Annotated in this window: 20 protein-coding genes; 12 read left to right on the forward strand and 8 right to left on the reverse strand. The window is 60.1% G+C overall.

The window, feature by feature from the left end; all coding sequences use genetic code 11:
- Nucleotides 1–191: 191 nt before the first annotated feature.
- Both ACJ8HN_RS18375 and ACJ8HN_RS18380 read left to right on the forward strand, forming a co-directional pair.
- A complete protein-coding gene (locus ACJ8HN_RS18375) occupies nucleotides 192–707 on the forward strand; it encodes a hypothetical protein (protein ID WP_033635512.1) in 516 nt (171 codons plus the stop codon).
- Between the two features lie 31 nt (nucleotides 708–738).
- The gene (locus ACJ8HN_RS18380; RefSeq protein WP_033635514.1) at nucleotides 739–987 is read left to right on the forward strand and encodes a GlsB/YeaQ/YmgE family stress response membrane protein; all 249 of its coding nucleotides are present in this window, start codon (nucleotides 739–741) and stop codon (nucleotides 985–987) included.
- Nucleotides 988–1,023: 36 nt separating this feature from the next.
- On the opposite strand, the gene ACJ8HN_RS18385 is transcribed toward ACJ8HN_RS18380, so the two are convergent.
- The 3 genes from ACJ8HN_RS18385 to upp form a co-directional block, all read right to left on the reverse strand.
- Complete coding sequence (locus ACJ8HN_RS18385; RefSeq protein WP_033648818.1) at nucleotides 1,024–1,674, reverse strand: DUF421 domain-containing protein; 651 nt, start codon at nucleotides 1,672–1,674, stop codon at nucleotides 1,024–1,026.
- Between the two features lie 108 nt (nucleotides 1,675–1,782).
- A complete protein-coding gene (uraA, locus tag ACJ8HN_RS18390; RefSeq protein ID WP_033635515.1) occupies nucleotides 1,783–3,072 on the reverse strand; it encodes a uracil permease in 1,290 nt (429 codons plus the stop codon).
- Between the two features lie 76 nt (nucleotides 3,073–3,148).
- Nucleotides 3,149–3,775, reverse strand: a complete 627-nt coding sequence (gene upp, locus ACJ8HN_RS18395) for a uracil phosphoribosyltransferase (RefSeq protein ID WP_004941642.1) — start codon at nucleotides 3,773–3,775, stop codon at nucleotides 3,149–3,151.
- Between the two features lie 255 nt (nucleotides 3,776–4,030).
- On the opposite strand from upp, the gene purM reads away from it, so the two are divergent.
- From purM to ACJ8HN_RS18415, 4 genes are all read left to right on the forward strand, one after another.
- Nucleotides 4,031–5,068, forward strand: a complete 1,038-nt coding sequence (gene purM, locus ACJ8HN_RS18400) for a phosphoribosylformylglycinamidine cyclo-ligase (RefSeq protein WP_025303843.1) — start codon at nucleotides 4,031–4,033, stop codon at nucleotides 5,066–5,068.
- Nucleotides 5,068–5,706, forward strand: coding sequence for a phosphoribosylglycinamide formyltransferase (purN, locus tag ACJ8HN_RS18405; RefSeq protein ID WP_442523791.1), 639 nt, complete (start codon nucleotides 5,068–5,070; stop codon nucleotides 5,704–5,706). The genes purM and purN overlap by 1 nt, the downstream gene beginning before the upstream one ends.
- A 114-nt stretch (nucleotides 5,707–5,820) precedes the next feature.
- Nucleotides 5,821–6,372 (forward strand): spermidine N1-acetyltransferase, encoded by a 552-nt coding sequence (gene speG, locus ACJ8HN_RS18410; RefSeq protein WP_004941631.1) that lies wholly within the window; start codon nucleotides 5,821–5,823, stop codon nucleotides 6,370–6,372.
- Between the two features lie 200 nt (nucleotides 6,373–6,572).
- Nucleotides 6,573–6,788, forward strand: a complete 216-nt coding sequence (locus ACJ8HN_RS18415; RefSeq protein WP_442523792.1) for a hypothetical protein — start codon at nucleotides 6,573–6,575, stop codon at nucleotides 6,786–6,788.
- 29 nt (nucleotides 6,789–6,817) lie between these two features.
- Here the strand turns inward: ACJ8HN_RS18415 and ACJ8HN_RS18420 are convergent, their stop codons facing one another.
- The 4 genes from ACJ8HN_RS18420 to ACJ8HN_RS18435 all read right to left on the reverse strand — a co-directional run bounded on the left by ACJ8HN_RS18420 (nucleotide 6,818) and on the right by ACJ8HN_RS18435 (nucleotide 12,531).
- A complete protein-coding gene (locus tag ACJ8HN_RS18420; protein ID WP_442523793.1) occupies nucleotides 6,818–7,630 on the reverse strand; it encodes a hypothetical protein in 813 nt (270 codons plus the stop codon).
- 242 nt (nucleotides 7,631–7,872) lie between these two features.
- Complete coding sequence (gene pstB, locus ACJ8HN_RS18425) at nucleotides 7,873–8,685, reverse strand: phosphate ABC transporter ATP-binding protein PstB (protein ID WP_060439458.1); 813 nt, start codon at nucleotides 8,683–8,685, stop codon at nucleotides 7,873–7,875.
- A 28-nt stretch (nucleotides 8,686–8,713) separates the two neighbouring features.
- Entirely contained in the window at nucleotides 8,714–10,363 is a 1,650-nt protein-coding gene (pstA, locus tag ACJ8HN_RS18430; protein ID WP_442523794.1) for a phosphate ABC transporter permease PstA, read from the reverse strand.
- Nucleotides 10,360–12,531, reverse strand: coding sequence for an ABC transporter permease subunit (locus tag ACJ8HN_RS18435; protein ID WP_442523795.1), 2,172 nt, complete (start codon nucleotides 12,529–12,531; stop codon nucleotides 10,360–10,362). Before ACJ8HN_RS18435 ends, pstA begins: the two co-directional genes overlap by 4 nt.
- A 396-nt stretch (nucleotides 12,532–12,927) precedes the next feature.
- On the opposite strand from ACJ8HN_RS18435, the gene ppk1 reads away from it, so the two are divergent.
- The 6 genes from ppk1 (at nucleotide 12,928) to ACJ8HN_RS18465 (ending at nucleotide 22,511) form a co-directional block, all read left to right on the forward strand.
- Nucleotides 12,928–14,991: a polyphosphate kinase 1 gene (ppk1, locus tag ACJ8HN_RS18440; protein ID WP_442523796.1), complete on the forward strand. Its 2,064-nt coding sequence runs from the start codon at nucleotides 12,928–12,930 to the stop codon at nucleotides 14,989–14,991.
- 10 nt (nucleotides 14,992–15,001) lie between these two features.
- Nucleotides 15,002–16,552, forward strand: a complete 1,551-nt coding sequence (gene ppx, locus ACJ8HN_RS18445) for an exopolyphosphatase (protein ID WP_033635528.1) — start codon at nucleotides 15,002–15,004, stop codon at nucleotides 16,550–16,552.
- 181 nt (nucleotides 16,553–16,733) lie between these two features.
- A complete protein-coding gene (locus tag ACJ8HN_RS18450; protein WP_004941600.1) occupies nucleotides 16,734–16,916 on the forward strand; it encodes a YfgG family protein in 183 nt (60 codons plus the stop codon).
- Nucleotides 16,917–17,019: 103 nt separating this feature from the next.
- Nucleotides 17,020–18,453: a magnesium transporter gene (mgtE, locus tag ACJ8HN_RS18455; protein WP_033654569.1), complete on the forward strand. Its 1,434-nt coding sequence runs from the start codon at nucleotides 17,020–17,022 to the stop codon at nucleotides 18,451–18,453.
- 185 nt (nucleotides 18,454–18,638) lie between these two features.
- Entirely contained in the window at nucleotides 18,639–21,965 is a 3,327-nt protein-coding gene (locus ACJ8HN_RS18460) for a diguanylate cyclase (RefSeq protein WP_442523797.1), read from the forward strand.
- Between the two features lie 192 nt (nucleotides 21,966–22,157).
- Nucleotides 22,158–22,511 (forward strand): DNA-binding protein, encoded by a 354-nt coding sequence (locus ACJ8HN_RS18465; protein ID WP_033635531.1) that lies wholly within the window; start codon nucleotides 22,158–22,160, stop codon nucleotides 22,509–22,511.
- Between the two features lie 9 nt (nucleotides 22,512–22,520).
- On the opposite strand, the gene alkA is transcribed toward ACJ8HN_RS18465, so the two are convergent.
- Entirely contained in the window at nucleotides 22,521–24,011 is a 1,491-nt protein-coding gene (gene alkA, locus ACJ8HN_RS18470; protein ID WP_060423946.1) for a DNA-3-methyladenine glycosylase 2, read from the reverse strand.
- Nucleotides 24,012–24,097: the final 86 nt, after the last annotated feature.

Raw genomic sequence — 24,097 nt, forward strand, 5'->3', positions numbered from 1 at the left:
ATGCCGCAATAGTGAGCAATGCCTAAGCGCCGCTTGATCGGCTGCGGTGTCCGCCAAGGCAAGAATTGTCCGATATCATTCCCTAACTCCATGCCTGCGCAGGTTAAATTTGTAATTTAAGTAAAATCTGACCTAGTATAGGTAGGCTAAATGCAATCACCATCAACAAGGTTTCTGCAAGGATATAGACGATGAAAGTATGGAATAAAGTGCTGTTGGCCTCCTTTATCGGGTTGTTGGTTGCCGGCTGTGATGACTCATCCAAGGTTGACGCCAACCTGGATAAAGCCAAAGACAGTGCCGAGCAGATGAAAGACGCCGCCCAGAAAAAAGCGGACGATCTGACGGACAAGGCGAAAGCAACGGCGGATGAAATCAAAAAAGAGGCCGCCACCCAGGCTGACCAGCTGAAAGACAAAGCCTCGGCGATTAAAGATGAAGCCGCCAAACAGGCGGACGCCATCACCAACGACGCCAAGGCCAAAGCCGCCGCGATCAAAGACGACGCAGGCAAACAGAGCCAGCAGTTGGTGGATCAGGCTAAAGCCATCAAGAACGACGCCATCAACGGCGCCAACGATCTGACCGAGCAGGCCAAGGCCAAGACCGAAGCCATCAAGAGCAGCGCCGAAAACAAAGCGCAAGAGTTGAAACAAGAGACCGATGCGGCGGTAAACGGCGATACGCAGCCGGCCACCCAGCAATAAGCATACTCAGCAATAAAGTAAGGAGCAGTAAATGGGGATTATTTCCTGGATTATCTTCGGCCTGATCGCCGGTATTTTGGCTAAGTGGATCATGCCCGGCAAAGACGGCGGCGGCTTTATCCTGACCATCGTGCTGGGGATCATCGGCGCCGTGGTCGGCGGCTATATCAGCACCTTCTTCGGCTACGGCAAGGTTGACGGCTTCAACTTCGGCAGCTTCGTGGTAGCGGTTATCGGCGCCATCGTGGTGCTGTTCGTGTACCGCAAAATTCGCAGCTAATATGATATCGGGGGGGCTGAGGCTCCCCCTTTTTCACTATTTGACCATGCGTCCGTCATTAAGAATGAACGCAGTTCTCCCGTCCCAAAACTCAGCAATAAAAATATCTTTCGGCTCTATACCGTGTTCACGGATAGTTTGGCTCAACCACTCCTCATCTTTATTAATCTCCTGCAGCTCATAAGGCCTGGCCCTGCCATTTTTCATAATGATAATCGAAGGCAGCTCATTTCCCTCACATACCGCGGTGATCTGACCGCCCGGCTCAATTTGCGCATAGACAATCTCTTGAAAAGCGTGAATCCCCTGCGCATGCAGCTGTGAGGAAACGTTCAAGATATCGATTTTATTTTTCTTGGCCAAAATATTTTCCATTAAAAAGCGGCCGTTTTTTATAATTGGTATCGGGTTGCCGATAGTGACCGAACGAAAGAAGTTGCAGTGTTTACTGATTGCATTCAACAGAGAAATTAGTCCTACACCGATAAGCAGTACAACGACATACTGGTACAAGGGGATGCTGTCGCTATAGATAACGCCCCCAATAATGCCCCCGAGCACAAAGTTGCCGATAAAATCCACAGGGGTCATTTGCGATAGCTGGGTCTTTCCGGACAGGTTCAAGTGGGTGATAACAATGACAAAGCCAATAACAAATTTGAGCAAAATATATCCGTAGTACTCCATATCCTTTTCCTTTTAATCGATGTTGTTAATGCTATCAGCTACTTTATCCCAACGGATGTAAAGGCAGAAATACGAGTAAAAAGGGCAGCCCCTGGGCTGCCCTTTTCGTTACTTCTGCTTCGCCGGTTCGTCCGGCGCGTCGAGCACCTCTTCTTCCTTGCGGAACAGGCTGATGACCTTGAACAGCAGGCTCAGGCCGATACCCACGATGGTCGCCAGCGCCATGCCTTTCAGCTCCGCCGCACCGATATGCACCTTGGCGCCGCTCACGCCGATGATCAGGATCACCGAGGTCAAAATCAGGTTTTGCGCTTTGTTGTAATCCACTTTGGACTCGATCAGCACGCGAATGCCCGAGGCGCCGATCACGCCGTACAGCAGCAGGGAAACGCCGCCCATCACCGGCACCGGCACCGCCTGGATCGCCGCCGCCAGCTTACCAATGCAGGACAGCAGGATCGCCAACACCGCCGCGCCGCCGATCACCCAGGTGCTGTAGACCTTGGTGATGGCCATCACGCCGATGTTCTCACCGTAGGTGGTGTTCGGCGTAGAGCCGAAGAAGCCGGAGAACACCGTCGAGATACCGTTGGCGAACATCGAGCGGTGCAGCCCGGGATCGCGGATCAGATCTTTCTTCACGATGTTGGCGGTCACCACCAGATGGCCGACGTGCTCGGCGATCACCACCAGCGCCGCCGGCAGAATGGTGAAGATGGCGAACCACTCAAAGCGCGGAGTGTAGAAGGTCGGCAGCGCGAACCAGTGCGCCTCGCGAATCGGAGTCAAATCCACCACGCCCATGAAGAACGACAGCGCATAACCCACCAGCACGCCGATCAGGATCGGGATAATCGCCAGGAAGCCGCGGAACAGCACCGAGCCGAGCACCGTGACCGCCAGCGTCACCAGCGAAATGGTGATGGTGGTCGAATCAGCGCTGGTGCCTTCCGCCGGCAGCAGCCCCGCCATGTTGGCCGCCACGCCCGCCAACTCCAGCCCGATGACGGCGACGATCGCCCCCATCGCCGCCGGCGGGAACATCACGTCCAGCCAGCCGGTGCCGGCCTTTTTCACGATCAGCGCCACCAGGCAGAACAGCACGCCGCACATGATGAAACCGCCCAACGCCACTTCGTAACCGAGCGGCAACAGCAGCAGCACCGGCGAGATAAACGCGAAGCTGGAACCGAGGTAGGCCGGGATCTTGCCTTTACAGATGAACAGATACAGCAGCGTGCCAATGCCGTTGAACAGCAGCACGGTCGCCGGGTTGATCTTGAACAGAATAGGCACCAGCACGGTGGCGCCGAACATGGCGAACAGGTGCTGGAAGCTGAGCGGAATGGTCTGGAGCAGCGGCGGGCGCTCGCTGACGCCGATGGCGCGACGGGTCATGTGTGCTTTTCCTCGGTTTATTGGTTTTATAGGTTTTAGTCAAAAAAAAGCCGACTCGTTAAGTCGGCTCAAATGTTTACTTGGTACCAAATATCTTGTCGCCCGCATCGCCCAGGCCAGGCACGATGTAGCCCTTGTCGTTCAGGCACTGATCGATGGAGGCGGTGTACAGCTCAACGTCCGGGTGCGCTTTCTCCAGCGCGGCAATGCCTTCCGGCGCCGCCACCAGAACCAGCACCTTGATGCTGTGGCAGCCGGCTTTCTTCAGCAGATCGATAGTGGCGATCATCGAACCGCCGGTGGCCAGCATCGGGTCGACGACCAGCGCCATGCGCTCTTCGATGTTGGAAACCAGCTTCTGGAAGTACGGCACCGGCTCCAGGGTTTCTTCGTCGCGGTATACGCCCACCACGCTGATGCGCGCGCTCGGCACATGCTCCAGCACCCCTTCCATCATGCCCAGGCCTGCGCGCAGGATCGGCACTACGGTAATCTTTTTCCCTTTGATCTGATCCACTTCAACTGGCCCGCACCAGCCTTCGATGGTGACTTTTTCCGTCTCCAGATCGGCGGTCGCTTCATAGGTCAGTAAACTACCCACTTCTGAGGCCAGCTCACGGAAGCGTTTGGTGCTGATGTCATTTTCGCGCATCAGGCCAAGCTTGTGTTTTACCAGCGGGTGTTTCACCTCAACGATCTTCATCATTTTTCTCCTATTAAGGTGGTTGCGGCCAAAAAAATCGCGGGATTATACCTCCTTTTTTTCACCGCGCCACCCACAATAGCCCGATCGGGATCAACAAAAGTTTGAATATCAGTATAGATGACGAAAAAGCGGAGCCGGTTCACAAGCCGCTCGCAAACGTTTGCCTGCGCTGTTAGAATTGCCGCGCCTTATTCCGGAATCAACATCGGAAGCACAGTTTTCAAACCGCAAACCGTCGTGGGGAATCGCGCAGTGACCGACAAAACCTCTCTCAGCTATAAAGACGCAGGTGTCGATATCGATGCTGGCAACGCATTGGTAGACCGCATCAAAGGTGTAGTTAAACAGACCCGTCGCCCGGAAGTGATGGGCGGTCTGGGCGGGTTTGGCGCCCTGTGTGCGTTGCCGCAGAAATACCGCGAGCCGGTGCTGGTTTCCGGTACCGACGGCGTGGGCACCAAGCTGCGTCTGGCGATGGATCTGAAACGCCACGACACCATCGGCATCGATCTGGTGGCGATGTGCGTCAACGATCTGGTGGTTCAGGGCGCCGAGCCGCTGTTCTTCCTCGACTACTACGCGACTGGCAAGCTGGATGTGGACACCGCGGCCAGCGTGATCACCGGCATCGCCGAAGGCTGCAAACAGTCCGGCTGTGCGCTGGTGGGCGGCGAAACCGCTGAAATGCCGGGCATGTACCACGGCGAAGATTACGACGTGGCCGGTTTCTGCGTCGGCGTGGTCGAAAAATCCGAGATCATCGACGGCAGCAAAGTGCAGTCCGGCGACGCGCTGATCGCCCTGGGCGCTTCCGGCCCGCACTCCAACGGCTACTCGCTGGTGCGCAAAATCCTGGAAGTGAGCAACACCGATCCGACCGCCACCCAGCTGGAAGGCAAACCGCTGGCCGACCACCTGCTGGCGCCGACCAAGATTTACGTGAAGTCCGTGCTGGAGCTGATCGAGAAGGCGGACGTACACGCCATCGCTCACCTCACCGGCGGCGGCTTCTGGGAAAACATTCCACGCGTGCTGCCGGAAGGCATGCAGGCGGTGATCGACGAAGCCAGCTGGCAGTGGCCGGCGGTGTTCACCTGGCTGCAGCAGGCCGGCAACGTCAGCCGCCATGAAATGTACCGCACCTTCAACTGCGGCGTAGGCATGGTCATCGCCCTGCCGGAAGCCGAAGTGGAAGCGGCCATCGCGCTGCTGACCGCGGCAGGTGAAAAAGCGTGGAAAATCGGTAAACTGACCGCCTCTTCCGACGAACAACAAGTGGTCATCAACTGATGAAAAAGATCGTGGTGTTGGTCTCCGGCCAGGGGAGCAATCTCCAGGCGCTGATTGACGCCTGCCAGCAGGGCCGCATCGCCGCCGAGATCGTGGCGGTGTTCAGCAACAAGGCGCAGGCTTACGGCCTGCAGCGCGCCGAGGCGGCGGACATCGCCACCCAGGCGCTGGATGCCAAGGCCTACGCCGATCGCACGGCGTTCGACGCCGCGTTGGCGGACGCCATCGACCAGTACCAGCCCGATCTGGTGGTGCTGGCCGGCTACATGCGCATCCTCAGCCCGCAGTTCGTGCAGCGTTATGCCGGCCGCATGCTGAACATCCACCCTTCCCTGCTGCCGAAATACCCCGGGCTGCATACCCACCGTCAGGCCATCGACAACGGCGACAGCGAACACGGCACCTCGGTGCACTTCGTGACCGAGCAGCTCGACGGCGGCCCGGTGATTTTGCAGGCCAAGGTGCCGATTTTCGCTGACGACGAAGAGGATGACGTGGTTGAACGGGTGCAAACCCAGGAACACACGATCTATCCGCTGGTGGTGAGCTGGTTCGTCGACGGCCGCCTGGCGATGCGCGATGGCGCCGCCTGGCTGGACGGCGAACGCCTGCCTGAGCAGGGCCACGCCGCCGACTGATGCGCGCAGCCTGAACCTTGCCTAAACGGCGCCCACGCGGCGCCGTTTTTTTTTCGCCTTCATCCATTCTGTGAAGTTATACTTTGCACAATTTCACGGCACAGAGGAGCCCACATGTCCAGCACTGCCAGCGTCAGGTTACGCCCATTGGAACGGGACGATCTGTCGTTCGTCCACCAGATGGACAACAACGCCAGCGTTATGCGCTATTGGTTTGAAGAACCTTACGAAGCCTTTGTCGAGCTTTCCGATCTCTACGACAAACACATCCACGATCAGAGCGAGCGCCGCTTTATCATCGAGCACGAAGGCGCCAAGGTCGGCCTGGTGGAGCTGGTGGAGATCGATCACATCCACCGCCGCGCAGAGTTCCAGATCATCATCGATCCCGCCCACCAGGGCAAAGGCTATGCCAGCACCGCCGCCCGCCTGGCGATGGACTACGGCTTCTCGGTGTTGAACCTGTACAAGCTGTACCTGATCGTCGACAAAGAGAACCCGAAGGCGATCCACATCTACAGCAAGCTGGGCTTCAACGTGGAAGGCGAGCTGATCGACGAGTTCTTCGTCAACGGCGAATACCGCACCGTGCTGCGCATGTGCATCTTCCAGCCGCAATACCTGGCGAAGTTCAAAACGCCCAATGATAAGCCGCTGGTGAAGTGACGGTCAGCAAGAAAAAGAGAAAACCCGCGCAGGCGGGTTTTTTATTGGGAAATAAGTGGCTAGTATTAAGGCATGCTATTTTATCGTCAGGAAATAGTCTGATGAATGCGGAAATAAATAATATTTCCCGAGATAATTAATCGAACAATAATTCATATTGATAGTAAGAGTTACCCTCTACCTCTACAAAGGAAAATATAATGACGACCATCTCAAACCTGCTGCTTTTTATCGGTCTGGTCATGTTCGCCATAACCGCCGGCCTAAATACCTATAGCGGCTACACGCCTGCAGATCCCAATAGCGCCCCGCTGTTTTCCCCGCTCTGGTGGACGCGCTGGTTCCCACTCTACGCCTCGGGCGCTGCGTTGCTGCTGGTGGGGGTGGTGTTGCGACTCGCCGATAAAACGCGTTAAGAGCCATGTGATGGTATGGCGCTTAGAGGTTAATTATCTTTCTTGCCCAGCCTACGCATCAGCCATCCACGCAGTGGCCTTTCAGTGGGAGACAAATCGGCAACGGTTGCTAAAGCGGTATCAGGCGCCTTCTCTTGTTCCGTAACGTTCCGCTCAAGCCGACAACGCGCCTGATACTCCGCTTCGTTTTGACACAGGTGGGGCTGCCACTTCAGCCAGAAAGCCTTGGCGTGCTGCAGAGATCCCCATTCATTAATCGACCAAGCTACGACGAACAACGCCAAGAACAAATAGGCGAAAAAGAAGAATGAAAACAAAAATAGATTACTGGCAGTAGCTTCGCTTACCCCCAACGGAAGCACGCTGGTATAGACACCGTAGGCGATAGCCAACGCACTGACGAAAAAGAATATCAGCACAAAAAAGCGCTGCTTACACAACTGGTTGACATCGAGGGAAAATACTTTGTTTTCTTGATCTTTGCTAGCGGTAAGCGAAGTACGGCGCAGGAAGCAATTTAGCGCAAGGTCACTCAATGTCACTGGCGCACGGCCCAGATAATCCATCAGTTGATGCGCCACCCATACCGGCAGGCGGATCCCAATACTTTCATATAGCGCTTTAATTTGCAGCAACGTCATGCCACTCTGCGGCGCATCCCGCAATTTCTGAATGCGCGACAGGACGGACAAGCGTTTTACATCGCTGACCCTATCAAACTGGCAACGTCGCTGGGAATCATATCCCTTTAACCAACGTAAAAACCACCATGCCACTCCAGAGATCAGTAGGGGTAATAACTGGAGAGATAATTCTTTGATATAAACCTCATCAATATTCATGCTTATAATTCCCTTTTATAGACAGTTATTAACTCATCGAGAAAATTCAAAAAAGATAAAAGGTGAAAATGACGAATTAAAAACTCACCAAGAGCCAGATTTTTAGCGAGAACCCTCTATATAGCATGAATAATGTAGGGAAAATAATTATGAAAGGATTTTTATTGCGATACCGAGCCATATCTGCTGGACTTTATCTTCAATGAGCGGCGCAAATCCACCGGTTTACGCCGCTAACGCCCTCACCCATACCGCCCGGTAATATAATCTTCGGTGCGGCGCTGGCGCGGCGAGGTGAAGATGGCGTCGGTATCGTTGTACTCCACCAGCCGCCCCTGATGAATAAAAGCGGTGTAGTCGGAGACGCGCGCTGCCTGCTGCATGTTGTGCGTCACCAGCACCACGCTGTAACGCTGTTTCAGCGCGGAAATCAGCTCCTCGATGGTCAGCGTGGAGATCGGATCCAGCGCCGAGGTCGGCTCGTCGAGCAGCAACACTTCCGGCTCGATGGCGATGGCGCGCGCGATCACCAGGCGCTGCTGCTGGCCGCTGGACAAGCGGAACGCATTTTCACGCAGCCGATCCTTCACCTCATGCCACAGCGCGGCGGCGCGCAGCGAACGCTCCACCGCTTCATCCAGCAAGCGCCGGTCGCGCACGCCCTGCAGCCGCAGGCCGTACACCACATTTTCATAGATCGATTTCGGGAACGGGTTCGGCCGCTGGAACACCATGCCCACCCGCCGCCGCAGCGCCGCCACGTCGATCTGCGCGCCGGAGATCGTCGCGCCGTTCAGCTGCAGATCGCCCTCGATGCGGCAGTTGTCCACCAGATCGTTCATGCGGTTGAAACAGCGCAGCAGCGTCGATTTGCCGCAGCCCGAAGGGCCGATCAGGGCCGTCACCCGGTGCTTCGGAATGCGCAGCGAAATGTCGTGCAGCACCTGTTTGTCACCATAAAACAGGTTCAGTTCGTTGACCGCCAGCGCGGTCTGTTCATCGTCGAGATGCTGGACATCCAGCCGGGGCAAACTGCCTGGCGTCATCAAACCCATTACGCACTCCCCAAAAATAGCGTCATTGTTACTGCGACCATGCTCGGTACCGCTCCCTCAGCGAATGGCGGATACCCATCGCCGCCAGATTCAAACTCACCACGATCGTCACCAGCAGGAAGGCGGTGGCGAACACCAGCGGCCGCGCCGCCTCTACGCTCGGGCTCTGGAATGCCATATCGTAGATCTGGAAGCTCAAATGCATAAACTTCCGTTCCAGGTGCAGATACGGGAAAATCTCGTCCACCGGCAGCACCGGCACCGATTTCACTACCCCCACCAGCATCAGCGGCGCGGTCTCCCCGGCGGCGCGCGCCACCGCCAGAATCAGGCCGGTCATCATCGCCGGCGCCGCCATCGGCAGCACGATGCGCCACAGCGTCTCGGCCCGGCTGGCGCCCAGCGCCATCGAGCCCTGCCGCAGCGAGGTGGGAATGCGCGACAGCCCTTCCTCGGTGGCAACGATCACCACCGGCAGCGTCAGCAGCGCCAGCGTCAGCGCCGCCCACAGCACGCCGGGCGTGCCGAAGGTCGGGTTGGGCAAGGATTCAGGATAGAACAGCTGGTCGAGCGTGCCGCCTATCATATAAACGAAAAAGCCGAGGCCGAAGACGCCGTAGACGATCGAGGGCACGCCGGCCAGGTTGACCACCGCGATGCGAATCACCCGCGTCAGCAGATTGTTGCCGGCATACTCGTGCAGATACACCGCCGCGATCACGCCAAACGGCATCACCACGATCGACATCAGGATCACCATCAACACCGTGCCGAAAATGGCCGGGAACACCCCGCCTTCGGTATTCGCCTCGCGCGGGCTGTCGGTGAGGAACTTCTTCACCTGCTCGCCCCAGTGCGCCAGCTTCTCGCTGGTGTTCATGGCGTTCGGGTACCAGGCATCGCGCACCTGGCTGAGCGGAATGGTCAACGTCTGGCCGTGCATGTCGCGCAGCAGCAGCGCATCGCGCTGGCGATCGCGGTTCAGCCCAGCCAGGCGTTCGGACAGCAGCTGGTATTGCCGCTGCAGCTCCAGCCGCTCGGCCTTGATGGCGTCCTGCGCGCGGGCGTCCAGCTTATCGTCGCGCTGCAGGCGCTTTTCCCGCAGCCGCAGCGCGTCAAACTGCTGATTGATGCGCGCCATATCGCGAAATTGAATGTCGTGCGCCTGGCGCGAGAGCGCGGCGATTTGCGGCAGCCGCTGCTGCAACGCCTGCCCCAGATTGCGGCCGGTCAGCGGTTGCCCATCCTCCAGTAGCCCCGCCAGATAGCCGTAGGCGGTACCGTGGCTGTCGCGCTCCAGCACCAGCAGGCTGCGCGGCGTGCTTTGGCTGCCGATGTCGCTGGCCAGCAGCGTGCGGAAATCCTGCCCCTCGCGCTCGCGGTTACCGACCTTGATCAGATAGCGTTCGACGCTTTGCGCCTCGCCCGGCAGCGTCACACCCGCCTCCGTCAGCTGGCGGCGCGAAATGCTTTGCTGCTGGTACAGCTCGCCGATCACCGTCACCGGCCCAGCGCCGTTCTGATTCAGCTCGAACTGATAAACCGGGCTCGGCCAGAAATAGCGCATCCCCTGCCCGGCCAACAGCAACAGAATGCCGATCAGCGCCAACAGGCTGACGGCGACCGAACCGGCGGTCAGCCAAATCCACGGCGATCCGCTCTTCACCCAGTTCTTCATGGCGCCTCCTGATTCAGCGTGTAGCGCTTGCGCAGCCGCAGGCGCACCGCCTCCGCCAGCGTGTTGAACACGAAGGTGAAGATAAACAGCACCAATGCGGTCAGGAACAGCACGCGGTAATGGCTGCTGCCGGAGACCGCCTCCGGCATTTCGATGGCGATATTGGCCGCCAGCGCTCGCAGCCCCTGGAACAGGCTGCCGTCGATAATTGGCGTATTGCCGGTGGCCATCAGCACGATCATGGTTTCCCCCACCGCGCGGCCAAAGCCGATCATCAGCGCGGAGAAAATCCCGGCGCTGGCGGAAGGCAGCACCACCTTGATCACCGTCTGCCATTGGGTGGCACCCAGCGCCAAAGAGCCCTGGCTCAGGGTAGCCGGCACGCTGAACAGCGCATCCTCCGCCAGCGAGAAGATGATCGGCACCAGCGCGAAGCCCATCGCCACGCCCACCACCAGCGCATTGCGCTGGTCGTAATTATCCCCCAGCCAGAAATGCAGCGGCTCACCGAACAGCGCCACCTCCAGCCGCGGCCCCAGGCTGAGCGCCAGCCACACCGTCAACGCCAGCAGCGGCAACAGCAACAGCAGATCGACACCCGGCCGGCAGCGCGGCATAAAGCGGTGGGTCAATGCGCCGCACAGCAGCACCGCCGCCGCCAGCAGCAGCGGCAACGCCAGCACCGCCAACAGGTATTGCTCGATGATCGGCGCCAGCCAAATGCCGGCCACCAGCCCGATCACCACCGTCGGCAACGCGCCCATCACTTCGATAGCCGGTTTGATCACCCGCCGCAGCCCCGGCGTCATAAAATAAGCGGTATAGATAGCGCCGGCCAGCGCCAGGGGAATGGCGAACAGCATCGCGTAAGCCGCCGCCTTGAAGGTGCCGAAGATCACCGGCATCAGGCTGAATTTCGGTTGATAACTGTCTTCGCCGGAGGTGGATTGCCAGACGTAGGCCGGCTGCGGGTAGTTCTCATACCACACCTTGCCCCACAGCGAACGCCAGGTGACATCCGGATACGGATTGTCGAGCGCATAGCGCTGCCAGCCCTGCGCGCTCTCCAGCAGCAGGCCATCGCCGCGCGGCGCGAACGCCATCTGCCGCACCTCGGCGCCCAAGCGGGCATTCAGCAGCGGCTGCGGCTGAATGGCGGAGAACAGCGAAAAACCGCCGTCGGGCCGCAGAGTGGCGAACACCCGGCGGTAAGGCTCGGCCACCGTCAGCTCCCGCCCGTCGGCGCCGTGGTCGAAATGCTGCACTGGCGTCAGGCGCCAGCGCCGATCTTTTTCCACCTCAAACCACTCGCGCAGATTGCCGTCGGCGCCCTTGATCAGCAGCGCGCTGCCGCCGGGCAGCGCCGTCATCTGATACGGGGCATGTTCGCCAAGGGTACGCGTTTCACGCAGCTGCAGCTGCGCGCCGTCGATCTGATAACGCGCCAGCCGGTTGCCGGTCAGCAGGTAAAGCTGGCGGCCATCCGGCGTCAGCACCAGTTGCTCAGCATCATGTTCCAGCGGGCGCTCGCTGAACTGCGGCGGCCGGTCGGGGCTGAAACGGCCGAACACCAGGCGCCGATCGTCGGTCACCCCGGCCAGCAGATACTGCCCGCGATGCGCATCCGCCAGCGTCATCAGTTTCAGCGGCTTGCGCTGTGGATCCAGCGCCAACGGCTGCTGCCCGAGCGGGAACAGCCACTGCGGCCGGCCGGTCTCCACCGTCGCGAAATCCGCGCGCGCCACCACCAAGCGGCCGTCGGCCTGCGCCAGCGCAAACAGATCGCGCTCTCCGGCGGCCTGCGCGAGCAGCGCCGGCTTGGCCAACAGCGTCTGCTGCGCCAGCGGCGCCTGGGGCTGGCCGTTCGGGGTCGGCGTCAGGCGATAAAATTGCCCCGTGCCCTGCGCGTCGATGCGGTAACCGACGCGCTGCTGCACGTCCATGCCCAGCGCCAGCGCCGGGGCCGACGCCGCGATCGGCAGCGGCTGCGCCTGGCCGAGCGAGGCCGGTTTGAACAGCGGCAGCACCGCAAACAGCAGATAAACGAAGATCAGCATCAACGTCATCAGCACCATCAGCCCGCTGGCGGTCACTGCCGCCTGCACGCCGCGGTCGATGCGCCCGCGCATGCGATCTCGGGGATGTTGATTGGCCGTCGTCTGTGTCATGTGTCTCGCTGTCGCTGATGTAATCGGGCTTGCGCCGTAAGATAACCGGGCATCTTATGTCAGTTTTATGACGTTTGCATGACAAAGTTACCCTGCTTTGCCCAGGTTTTTTACACTGCAAACAGACAATATGGCGTCGGTATATTGCTGAAAAATGAACGTAAACACGCTTAATATCACCAAAAATGAGCCTGCTAATCGTCATTTCATGCTACTCACTTCACTGCCGGGCGTCCCGCCTCGGCGAAAATTTATTGCCGCCGAAAAATGCCGCGCGCCAACGCAATGGATATGTTGGACTTTCCTGTCAATCTCTCGCAATAATGATCAAGGACACTAGAGCGGCATCCGGGCGCTGCGTCCCGGATCCTATTCTAAATTTGAACTGGAGTGGCAATGGGTCAGGAAAAGCTCTACATCGAAAAAGAACTAAGCTGGTTATCCTTTAATGAACGCGTGTTGCAGGAAGCCGCAGATAAGAGCAATCCCCTGATTGAACGTATGCGTTTTCTGGGCATTTACTCCAACAACCTCGACGAATTCTATAAAGTCCGCTTCGCCGATCTCAAACGGCGCATCCTGATCAGCGAAGAGCAAGGCTCCGCCGGCGCCTCGCGCCACCTGCTGAAAAAGATCCAGGCCAAGGTGCTGAAAACCGATCAGGAGTTCGACGGCCTGTACAACGATCTGCTGCTGGAAATGGCGCGTAACCAGATCTTCCTGATCAACGAACGCCAGGTGTCCGAGAACCAGCAAATCTGGCTGCGGCAATATTTCAAACAGCATCTGCGCCAGCACATCACGCCGATCCTGATCAATCACGACACCAATCTGGTGCAGTTCCTGAAAGACGATTACACCTATCTGGCGGTGGAGATCATCCGCGGCGCGCGCATCGACTATGCGCTGCTGGAGATCCCGTCCGACAAGGTGCCGCGCTTCGTCAATCTGCCGCCGGAAGCGCCGCGCCGCCGCAAGCCGATGATCCTGCTGGACAACATTCTGCGCTACTGCCTGGACGATATCTTCAAGGGCTTCTTCGACTACGACGCGCTCAACGCCTACTCGATGAAAATGACCCGCGACGCGGAGTACGATCTGGTGACCGAAATGGAATCCAGCCTGCTGGAACTGATGTCCTCCAGCCTGAAACAGCGCCTGACCGCCGAGCCGGTGCGCTTCGTGTATCAGCGCGACATGCCGAACGAAATGGTGGAACTGCTGCGCGGCAAACTGGGCATCTCCAACTACGATTCGGTGATCGCTGGCGGCCGCTACCACAACTTCAAAGATTTCATCAGTTTCCCGAACGTTGGCAAGGCCAACCTGGTCAACAAGCCGCTGCCGCGCCTGCGCCACATCTGGTTCGACGGTTTCCGCAACGGCTTCGACGCCATTCGCGAAAAAGACGTGCTGCTCTACTATCCGTACCACACCTTCGAGCACGTGCTGGAGCTGCTGCGCCAGGCGTCGTTCGATCCGAGCGTGTTGGCTATCAAGATCAACATCTACCGGGTGGCGAAAGATTCACGCATCATCGAATCGATGATCCACGCCGCGCACAACGGCAAAAAAGTCACTGTGGTGGTCGAGCTGCAGGCGCGCTTCGACGAAGAAGCCAACATTCATTGGGCGAAGCGCCTGACCGAGGCCGGCGTACACGTGATCTTCTCAGCGCCGGGCCTGAAAATCCACGCCAAGCTGTTCCTGATTTCGCGCCGTGAAGGCGATGAAATTGTGCGCTATGCTCATATCGGTACCGGCAACTTTAACGAAAAAACCGCGCGCATCTACACCGACTATTCGCTGTTGACCGCCGACTCACGCATCACCAACGAGGTGCGCCGGGTATTCAACTTTATCGAGAACCCCTACCGGCCGGTCACCTTCGACAACCTGATGGTGTCGCCGCAGAACTCGCGCCTGAAGCTGTATGAGCTGATCGACAACGAAATCGCCAACGCCCAGGCCGGGGAACAGGCCGGCATTATGTTGAAAATAAATAATCTGGTGGATAAAGGGCTGGTAGATCGGTTATATACCGCGTCCGGCGCCGGCGTGAAGATCCGCCTGCTGGTGCGGGGCATGTGTTCCCTGATTCCCAACCTGCCGGGGATCAGCGACAATATTCAGGTGATCAGCATCGTCGATCGCTTTTTAGAGCACGACCGGGTTTACGTTTTCGACAATAAAGGTGACAAACGGGTGTATCTGTCCTCCGCCGACTGGATGACCCGCAACATAGATTACCGTATCGAAGTGGCGGTATCGCTGCTGGATCCGGCGCTGAAACAGCGCGTTCTGGACATTCTGGAGATCCTGTTCAGCGATACGGTCAAGGCCCGTTATGTGGATAAAGAACTGAGCAACCAGTTCGTGCCGCGCGGCAACCGCCGCAAAGTGCGTGCCCAGGTGGCTATTTACGAGTATTTAAAAGCTCTGGAACAACCAGGACAGTAGGCCAGCAACTATGCCGCTAAAAAACACTGCAACGAACAAACCGCAGGAAATCGCCGCCATCGACCTCGGGTCGAACAGTTTCCACATGGTGATCGCCCGCGTCGTCAACGGCGCCTTACAGGTATTGGGCCGTTTAAAACAGCGGGTGCATCTCGCCGACGGATTGGACAGCAACAACGTACTCAGTGAAGAGGCGATAGAGCGCGGCCTGGCCTGCCTGGCGCTGTTTGCCGAACGGCTGCAGGGCTTCCCGGCGGATAACGTCACCATCGTCGGCACCCATACCCTGCGTCAGGCGGTGAACGCCGAAGTGTTCCTCAAACGCGCCGCCAAAGTGATCCCCTACCCGATAGAAATCATCGCCGGCCAGGAAGAGGCGCGCCTGATCTTCATGGGCGTGGAGCACACTCAGCCGGAGAAAGGCCGCAAGCTGGTGATCGACATCGGCGGCGGATCCACCGAGCTGGTGATCGGCGAAGACTTCGAGCCGCTGCTGGCGGAAAGCCGCCGCATGGGCTGCGTCAGCTTCGCCCAGCTGTTCTTCCCGGGCGGCGAGATCAGCAAAAACAACTTCCGCCGCGCGCGGCTGGCGGCGGCGCAAAAATTGGAAACGCTGGCCTGGCAGTACCGCATTCAGGGCTGGCAGTACGCGCTGGGCGCCTCGGGCACCATCAAGGCCGCCCACGAAGTGCTGGTGGCGATGGGGGAAAAAGACGGTCTCATCACCCTGGATCGCCTGGAAATGCTCGCCGAACAGGTGCTGCAGTTCAAAAGCTTCAGCTCGCTGAGCCTGCCGGGGCTGTCGGAGGATCGCCAATCGGTGTTCGTGCCGGGGCTGGCTATCCTGTGCGGCGTGTTCGACGCGCTGGCGATCCGCGATCTGCGCCTGTCCGACGGCGCGCTGCGCGAAGGCGTGCTGTATGAAATGGAAGGCCGCTTCCGCCATCAGGACATCCGCAGCCGCACCGCCAAGAGCCTGGCCGATCACTACAACATCGACCGCGAACAGGCCAAGCGGGTGCTGGAAACCACCGAGCTGCTCTACTCGCAGTGGATGGCGCAAAACACCAAGCTGGCGCATCCGCAGCTGGAAGCGCTGCTGAAATGGGCCGCCATGCTGCACGAGGTGGGGCTAAGCATCAACCACAGCGGCATGCACCGCCATTCGGCCTACATTCTGCAAAACTCCAACCTGCCTGGCTTCAACCAGGAACAGCAGCTGCTGCTGGCGGCGCTGGTGCGTTTCCACCGCAAGGCGATCAAGCTCGAAGAGCTGCCGCGCCTCAACCTGTTCAAGAAGAAGCACTACCTGCCGCTGATCCAGCTGCTGCGTCTGAGCACCCTGCTCAACAACCAGCGTCAGTCGACCACCACGCCGGAAACGCTGCGCCTGACCACCGACGACAACCACTGGACGCTGCGCTTCCCGGCCGGCTACCTGGCACAAAACAACCTGGTGCAGCTCGATTTCGAGCGCGAACAGGCCTACTGGAACGACGTCGTCGGCTGGAAGCTGCTGATCGAAGAAGAAGGCTCGCAAAACGAACAGCGCTCCGCCTGATCCCCCACCCCCTGCCAGACAGGGGGTTTTTCTTTCCGCCCTCGCCCCGTCAACCTAAACGAAGCCCTAATGCACCGCCCCGCACGCCGGAAAAAAATGGACAACTTTTGTCATCAGCGCCTAAAATCCGCTTACAAATTCTCGAGCGAATAACACAGGACACCGGCATACCGGGTGATATATGCGCAAGAAAACCACCGGACAGATGACGAAGATAGTGTTGTTTATCAGCTTTATCATTTTAGTCGGCCGACTGCTGTACGCCGCCGTGGTGGCGGTGCCTCATCATCAGGAAAAAAAGCAGGCCGCTGCGCAAAACGCCGCCGAAGTCAGCGCGCCGCAACAGGACGCCTCCTCTGAATAACCGCCGCACCCCGGCCGTTTCATAAAAATGACGCCGGCACCCGCTATGCTCTATCTTTTAATGAGCCTGCGTCAGGAACGCCGAGCGCCCGTAAAGGAACACCATGTCAGCCGCAACCCATAACGTCAAAAAAGTCGCTGAATACCGCCAGCGCATTCTCACTCTGCTGTTGAACAATAAGGAGTTGGTCGACGGCATTCTCGGCCGGCCAGGGGATGAACACGCCCTCAGCCAAAGCGAACTGCTGAACCAGACGGCGGAAATCACCGGTCTGTTGGACGATATGCACGCCGCCGACCTGGCGGACCTGCTGGAGGCGCTGCCGCAGGACGAACGTATGGCGCTGTGGCGGCTGGTGGGCAACAGCAAGCGCGGCCAGACGCTGGTGGAGGTCGCCGAACCGGTCTGGGACAGCCTGATCGAGGAAATGAGCGACAAAGACCTGCTCAAAGCGATCAAAACGCTGGACGTCGACGAACAGGCCTACCTGGCGCAATACCTGCCGCGTAACCTGATGGGCCGGTTGCTGACCTCGCTGGAGCCGGAGCAGCGCGCCCAGGTGCGCGAGATGAGCCAGTACGCCAAAGACAGCGTCGGCTGGATGATGGATTTCGAACTGGTGACGGTGCGGCCGGACGTCACGCTCGGCGCGGTGCATCGCTTCTTGCGCATGCGCAAAACCATTCCCGACGCCACCGATAAACTGTTCGTCACCGATCGCAAAAACACCCTGTTGGGCGAGCTGCCGCTGACCGCAGTGCTGCTGAACGATCCGGAGATCCCGGTGCGCGAAGTGATGGACAGCGATCCCGCCACCTTTCAGCCCGAAGACAAGGCCGATGAAGCGGCCGGCGCGTTCGAACGTTACGACCTGATCAGCGCCCCGGTGGTTGACGCCAAGGGCAAACTGATGGGCCGCCTGACCATCGAAGAGATCGTCGACGCCGTCAACGAAGAGAGCGACACCAACCTGCGCCGCATGGGCGGTTTGAGCCCGGAAGAAGACGTGTTCGCCCCGGTCAGCAAGGCGGTCAAGACCCGCTGGGCCTGGCTGGCGATCAACCTCTGCACCGCATTCATCGCCTCGCGGGTGATCGGCCTGTTCGAACACACCATTTCCCAGCTGGTGGCGCTGGCGGCGCTGATGCCGATCGTCGCCGGTATCGGCGGCAACACCGGCAACCAGACCATCACCATGATCGTGCGCGCGCTGGCGCTGCACCAGATCGAAGTCGGCAACATCTCGCGCCTGATGCTCAGGGAACTGGGCGTCGCCATCATCAACGGCGTGGTGTGGGGCGGCATCATGGGCGTCATCACCTGGCTGCTGTACGGCGACGCGGCGATGGGCGGCGTGATGACGCTGGCGATGCTGCTCAATCTGCTGCTGGCGGCGCTGATGGGCGTAGTGATCCCGATGACCATGCTCAAAGTGGGCCGCGATCCGGCGGTCGGCTCCAGCGTGCTCATCACCGCGCTGACCGATACCGGCGGCTTTTTCATCTTCCTCGGCCTCGCCACCCTGTTCCTGCTGTAATACGCGAAAAGCCGGCCGCGCGCCGGCTTTTTCGCCATTCTGTCGCCGGGTTTGCGTTAACGCAGTAAAGTCGGCCATCCCGGTAGGTTTTCCTCTCGCGCTGTACTACCCTTTGCCAATAAATCGTCTTAATTCATCCACGTCATGAATCCAATCACTGACAGAGGCCATCGGTAAGGGTGTCTATGGAGATCAGCGCGCCGAACACGTTCGGCACCCACAAAGGCGTCGTGCTGACGCATTCCCTGTTAGTGGCGCTGGCGACGTTTCTGCTCGCCTTGCTGAGCCTGTCGCTGTCCAGCGAAGCCAGCCACTTCACCCCGCTGTGGTTTCCGACCGCCGCCGCTATCGCGGTGCTGTACCGCCACGCCCCGCGCCACTGGGGCCTGCCGCTGTTGGCCAGCGGCCTCGGCATCGTGCTCGCCAGCTTCTTGCTGTTCGGCGTCAGCGCCACGCCCATCAAGCTGGCCGCCATCAACCTGCTGGAAGCGGCGGTTTGCGCCCTGCTGCTGCGCCGCATGCTACACCCGTACGATCCGTTGAACGATCTCGCCAGTTGGCTGCGTTTTGTGGTGTGCGCGGTAATTTTTACCCCGCTGTTCAGCGCGCTGCTGGCCGCCGGCCTGGTGCCCGCGCCAGGCCAGCCTTTTTGGCAGCCGTTCGGTACCTGGTTCATTTCCGAAGCGATAGGGGTGCTGTCGCTGGCGCCGATCGGCCTCTCTTATAATCGTCGCACCCTGACGGCGCTGAACCCGTTTCCATTATTGCTGACGCTGATGGTTACGCTGGCTTTCAGCTTTGTGGCGCTGACCTACCTGCCTTTTCCGTTCACGTTCGTGATTTTGCCGCTGCTGTGGGCAGCCATCGCACTGCCGCGTTTTGAGGCGTTCACCGTTTGCTTCTGCACCCTCTTGCTGATCACCGTGATGATTTCGCTGGGGTTGCTGCATTTCCAGGCTTCCGGCAAGCACCTTGGCGATCTCGGTCTGTACTTGCCGATGCTGCTGATTTTAATCCCGGCGCACGCGATGGCGGTGGTGATGCACGCCTTTCGGGTGGAAAAACAGCACATCGTCGAGAGCGAAAGCCGCTTTCGCAGCGCGCTGGAGTATTCCGCCATCGGCATGGCGCTGGTGTCGCCGCAGGGGAAATGGCTGCAGGTCAATCAGGCGCTGTGCGCGCTGCTCGGCTATACGCCTGAGGCGCTGCATAAGCTGACCTTTCAAGAAATTACGCATCCCGACGATCTCACCGCCGATCTCAGCCAGTTGCACGACCTGCTCGATGGCCATATCAGCAGCTACACCATGGAGAAACGCTACATCCGCAGCGACGGCCAGACCGTCTGGGCGCTGCTGGCGGTCTCGCTGGTGCGCGACGCCGAAGGCCTGCCGCTGTATTTCATCTCGCAGGTGGAGGACATCAGCGATTTGAAGCGCAGCCAGGCGGAAAACAACCGACTGGTGGAGCGCATTACGCTGGCCAATCAGGTGGGCGGCGTCGGCATCTGGGAATGGGTGATGAGCCAGGAAAACTTCACCTGGGATCAGCGCATGTTCGAACTCTACGATCTCAATCCCGACCAAACGCCGACGCTGGCGCTGTGGCGCACCCTGTTGGTGCCGGAAGATCGCGACCGCACCGATCGCGAGCTGGCCGCGCTGTTGGCCGACCCCAAGCCTTTCGTCATGGAATACCGCATCGTGACCCGTCAGGGCAGCGTGCGCCATATTCGCGGCCAGGGCAACGTGATCCTCGACGATCAGGGCAGGCCGCTGCGCATGATCGGCACCAATATCGACATGACCGAGCTCAAGAGCCTCGCCGAAGCGCTGCACGAGGAGAAAGAGCGTTTGCACATCACCCTCGACGCCATCGGCGAAGGGGTGATCTCCACCGACAGCCACCTGCGCATTACCTTTATGAATCCGGTGGCCGAGCAGATGTGCGGCTGGCCGCTCGATCTGGCGATCGGTATGCCCGTCGCCGGCGTGGTGCGCCTGACCAACGGCAAAGACGGCCCGGAAATCGAAAACCTCACGCAATATCCACGGCAGTGGCCGGCGGATTACGCATTGGTGCTGCACAGCCGCGACGGGCGCTATTTCGACGTGCAGCAGTCTGTCTCACCGCTAAAAACCCTCGACGGTGAAACCATGGGCGCGGTGATGGTGCTGCAGGATGTCACCGCCTCGCGCGAACTGATGAAAAAGCTCAGCTACAGCGCCTCGCACGACGCGCTGACCGGCCTGCCGAACCGCGCCAGCTTCGAGAAGCAGCTGAAAGCGGCAATCGTCGCCGGCGGGGAACCGTCACCGCCGCATTCGCTGGTGTTCCTCGATCTGGATCGGTTCAAGGCGGTGAACGACACCGCCGGCCACGCGGCGGGCGATGCCTTGCTGCGGGACATCGCCCAGCTGATGCGGCACCAGCTGCGCAACAGCGACTGCCTGGCCCGGCTGGGCGGCGACGAATTCGGCCTGATCCTGTTCGACTGCCGGCCGGAGCAGGCCAAATCGCTGATGCAACAGGTGGTCAACCAAATCAGCCAGCATCCGTTCTACTGGGAAGGGAAAATTTATCGCGTCGGCGCCAGCGCCGGCATCACGCGCATCGGCGGCGACGCCAAAAGCAGCGAGCTGCTGGCCCAGGCCGACATCGCCTGCTACACCGCCAAGCACCACGGGCGCGGCCAGGTGTATCTGTATGAAGCGCGGCAAAAACAGCTGCTGGAGCGGCAGCATGAATTGCTGAGCCTGCAGGAAGTGCAGACGATCGTCAGCGAGGGGCAGCTGCGGCTGCTGACCCGCGCGGTCGCGCCGCCGGCGACGCCGCTGTCGGCCGCGTTCCACCAGGTGAAGCTGCAGGTGATGGCGCCGGACGATCGGCCGCTGCCGCACGAGGCATTCATCGCCGCCGCGCAGCTGTACGGCCTGATGCCGGACATCGACCGCTGGACGGTGGCGCAGCTGCTGGTGCACTGCGCCGACGACATCAAGCGCAAGGGGCTGTCGCTCGCGTTGCCGCTGGCCACCGACAGCCTGCTGAACACCGACTTCCAACGCGAGCTGACGGAAACGGTGCGCGCCTCCTCGCTGCCGCCGCGGGCACTGCTGTTCAGCGTCGATGAGGCCGTGGTGCTGGAACACGCCGCGCAGTGCCGGGCGTGTCTTCGCGAACTGCAGCAACTGGGCTGCCGGCTGATCGTCAATGGCTTCGGGCATAACATCAATGCCTTCGATGAACTGGGCGATCAGAAAATCGACATCATTCGCGTCGATGAACGCTTTATCACCAACGTGCACTGCAACCAGATGGATGAACTGATGGTCTCGATGCTCAACGGCGCGGCGCATCGGATCAAAGCGCAGACGCTCGCCGGGCCGGCCCACCAGCCGGTGACGCTGCAGGCGCTGCGCGATATCGGCGTCGATCTGGCGGATGGCGATCAGGTAGCGCTGGAGCAGCCGCTGGCGGTGTTGCTCAGCGACGGCTACTTCGGCATTCGCTAACCCCTCCCCCTCACCGGCGCCGTCTCGCGGGCGGCGCCGCACTCCCGTTATTCACATTGTGTTAACCCATGCGAGATTAGTGATATAAATAACACCTGAAGCTTAAACGATTAAATAAGATGAAACTCCCATGCGAACATCAGCGTATCCGTTGATTTTCCTCGACATGTGATGGCTCAGGGATAAGGGACTATGGAAAAGAAATGGTTTTCCGCCAGGGAACTGATGGGCAAGGCGGGGTTGCCTTCAACCCCGCAAGGGGTCAATTTGATGGCCCGGCGCGAAGGCTGGCTCAGCCGCCGCCGCAGCGGCGTGCAGGGCAAAGCGCTGGAATACCATATCGACAGCCTGCCGTACGGCGCGCGCAGCCTGTCGGCCTTGCGCGAGACAGACCCTCCGGGCTACGACGTCAAACGCCAGGATCCGATACGGGTCTGGATCGAGTATTACTACCACCTGACGCCGGCCGAGCGGGAAAAGCTGCTGGCGTTCCTGATGCGCGAGGGCATGAGCCGCCTGCTGCAGCTGATCGAGCCCCCCCGCTAGCCCGAATGCTCAATCCTCCCCTTCCGGCGCCCAGCCGTCGTTGTGCCACAGATGCAGCGTGGCGTAAGAGCGCCACGGGCGCCAACGTTCGGCATAGCGTTCGATCTGGCGCGGCGTCATGCCGGGGAAACGCTGTTTGATCAGGTAGTCGCCGGCCAGGAACACGTCCGGCCAAGACCAGGCGCGCATCGCGATATAGCTGGCGGTCCAGTTGCCGATGCCCGGCAGCGCGGTCAGCGCCCTGATGCCCTGGTCGATATCCAGCACGTTGTCGAGCTGCAGCCGCCCTTCGCCCAGCGCGCGGGCGATCTCGATCAGCGCCGCCGCGCGCTTCAGCTGCACCCCGAGCGGGCGCAGTGCTTCGGGCTGCAGCTGCGCCACCCGTTCGGCGCTGGGGAAAACGTGGGTAATGCCCTCGTGCGGCGCCGCCAGCGGCTCTCCCCAGCGTTCGGCCATCCGCCCGGCGAAGGTCGCCGCCATTTTCACGCTGACCAACTGCCCCAGCACCGCCCGCGCCGCCTGCTCGAAGCTGTTCACGCAGCCCGGCAGGCGCAGCCCCGGCGCATCGGCCGCCAGCGAGCCCAGCGCCTCATTGATGCGATCCGGCGCGGCGTCCAGATCAAACAGCAGGCGCACGCGACGCAGCACCTCCGTCGTCACCAAACTGAGCGCAGGCGCGATCTCGACCCTGACCCGGTTGCGCGCTTCCTCCGGCTGCACGCTGACCCAGCCGCGATATTCCGTGCCGCCCTGGTTGACGGCGATCGAACGCAGGTAGCGGCGTCCCTCGACCCGTTCCACGCCCTGCACGGCGCGCGCCTGCAGGAAATTCAGCATGCGATCCCAGTCATAAGGCGGCCGATAGCCCAGGTGAAACACCAACCCGCTGGCGGCGGCCCGCTCACCGCGCGCGCCGCCGCTGCGCAGCGCAGACGGGATCAGGCGATAGCGCGCCTTGAACAGCTCGTTGAAACGCCGCAGGCTGCCGAAACCGGCGGCGAACGCCACCTCGCTGAGCGGCAGATCGGTGTCCGCCAGCAGGCGTTTGGCCTGCAGCAACCGGTGCGACTGCGCGTAATCGATCGGCGAAGCGCCAAACTGTTCGGCGAAGATGCGCCGCAGGTGGCGATCGGAAATGCCAAGCCGCGCCGCCAGCGCTTCGCAGCTGTGTTCGGACAGATAGCCCTGCTCGATGAGCTGCACCGCCACCTGCGCATAGCGATTGCCCAGATCGATCAGCGCCAGGCCGGGCGCCAGCTCCGGCCGGCATTTAAGGCAGGGGCGAAAGCCCGCCAGCTCGGCCGCCGCCGCGCTCGGATAAAAGGTGCAGTTTTCCAGCTTCGGCGTGCGGGCGCTGCACACCGGGCGGCAATAGATGCCGGTGGAAGAGACGCCGACGAAAAAGCGGCCGTCGAATTTGCGGTCACGCGCGCGCAGCGCGTCGTACAACGCTTGCTGTTGAGTATTCATGGCAACGCTCGGGTTCGGTTTTTTCTGCATTATAGGGCTCGCCTGGCGCGCTGACGTGCGGAATTCGGACATTAAGTTAAGCATGCCGATGCCGCGCCCGCTAAATTTTTCGACAC

Origin of the sequence: Serratia sp. CY29653, assembly GCF_052169255.1 — a bacterium.
Lineage (GTDB): Bacteria > Pseudomonadota > Gammaproteobacteria > Enterobacterales > Enterobacteriaceae > Serratia > Serratia sarumanii.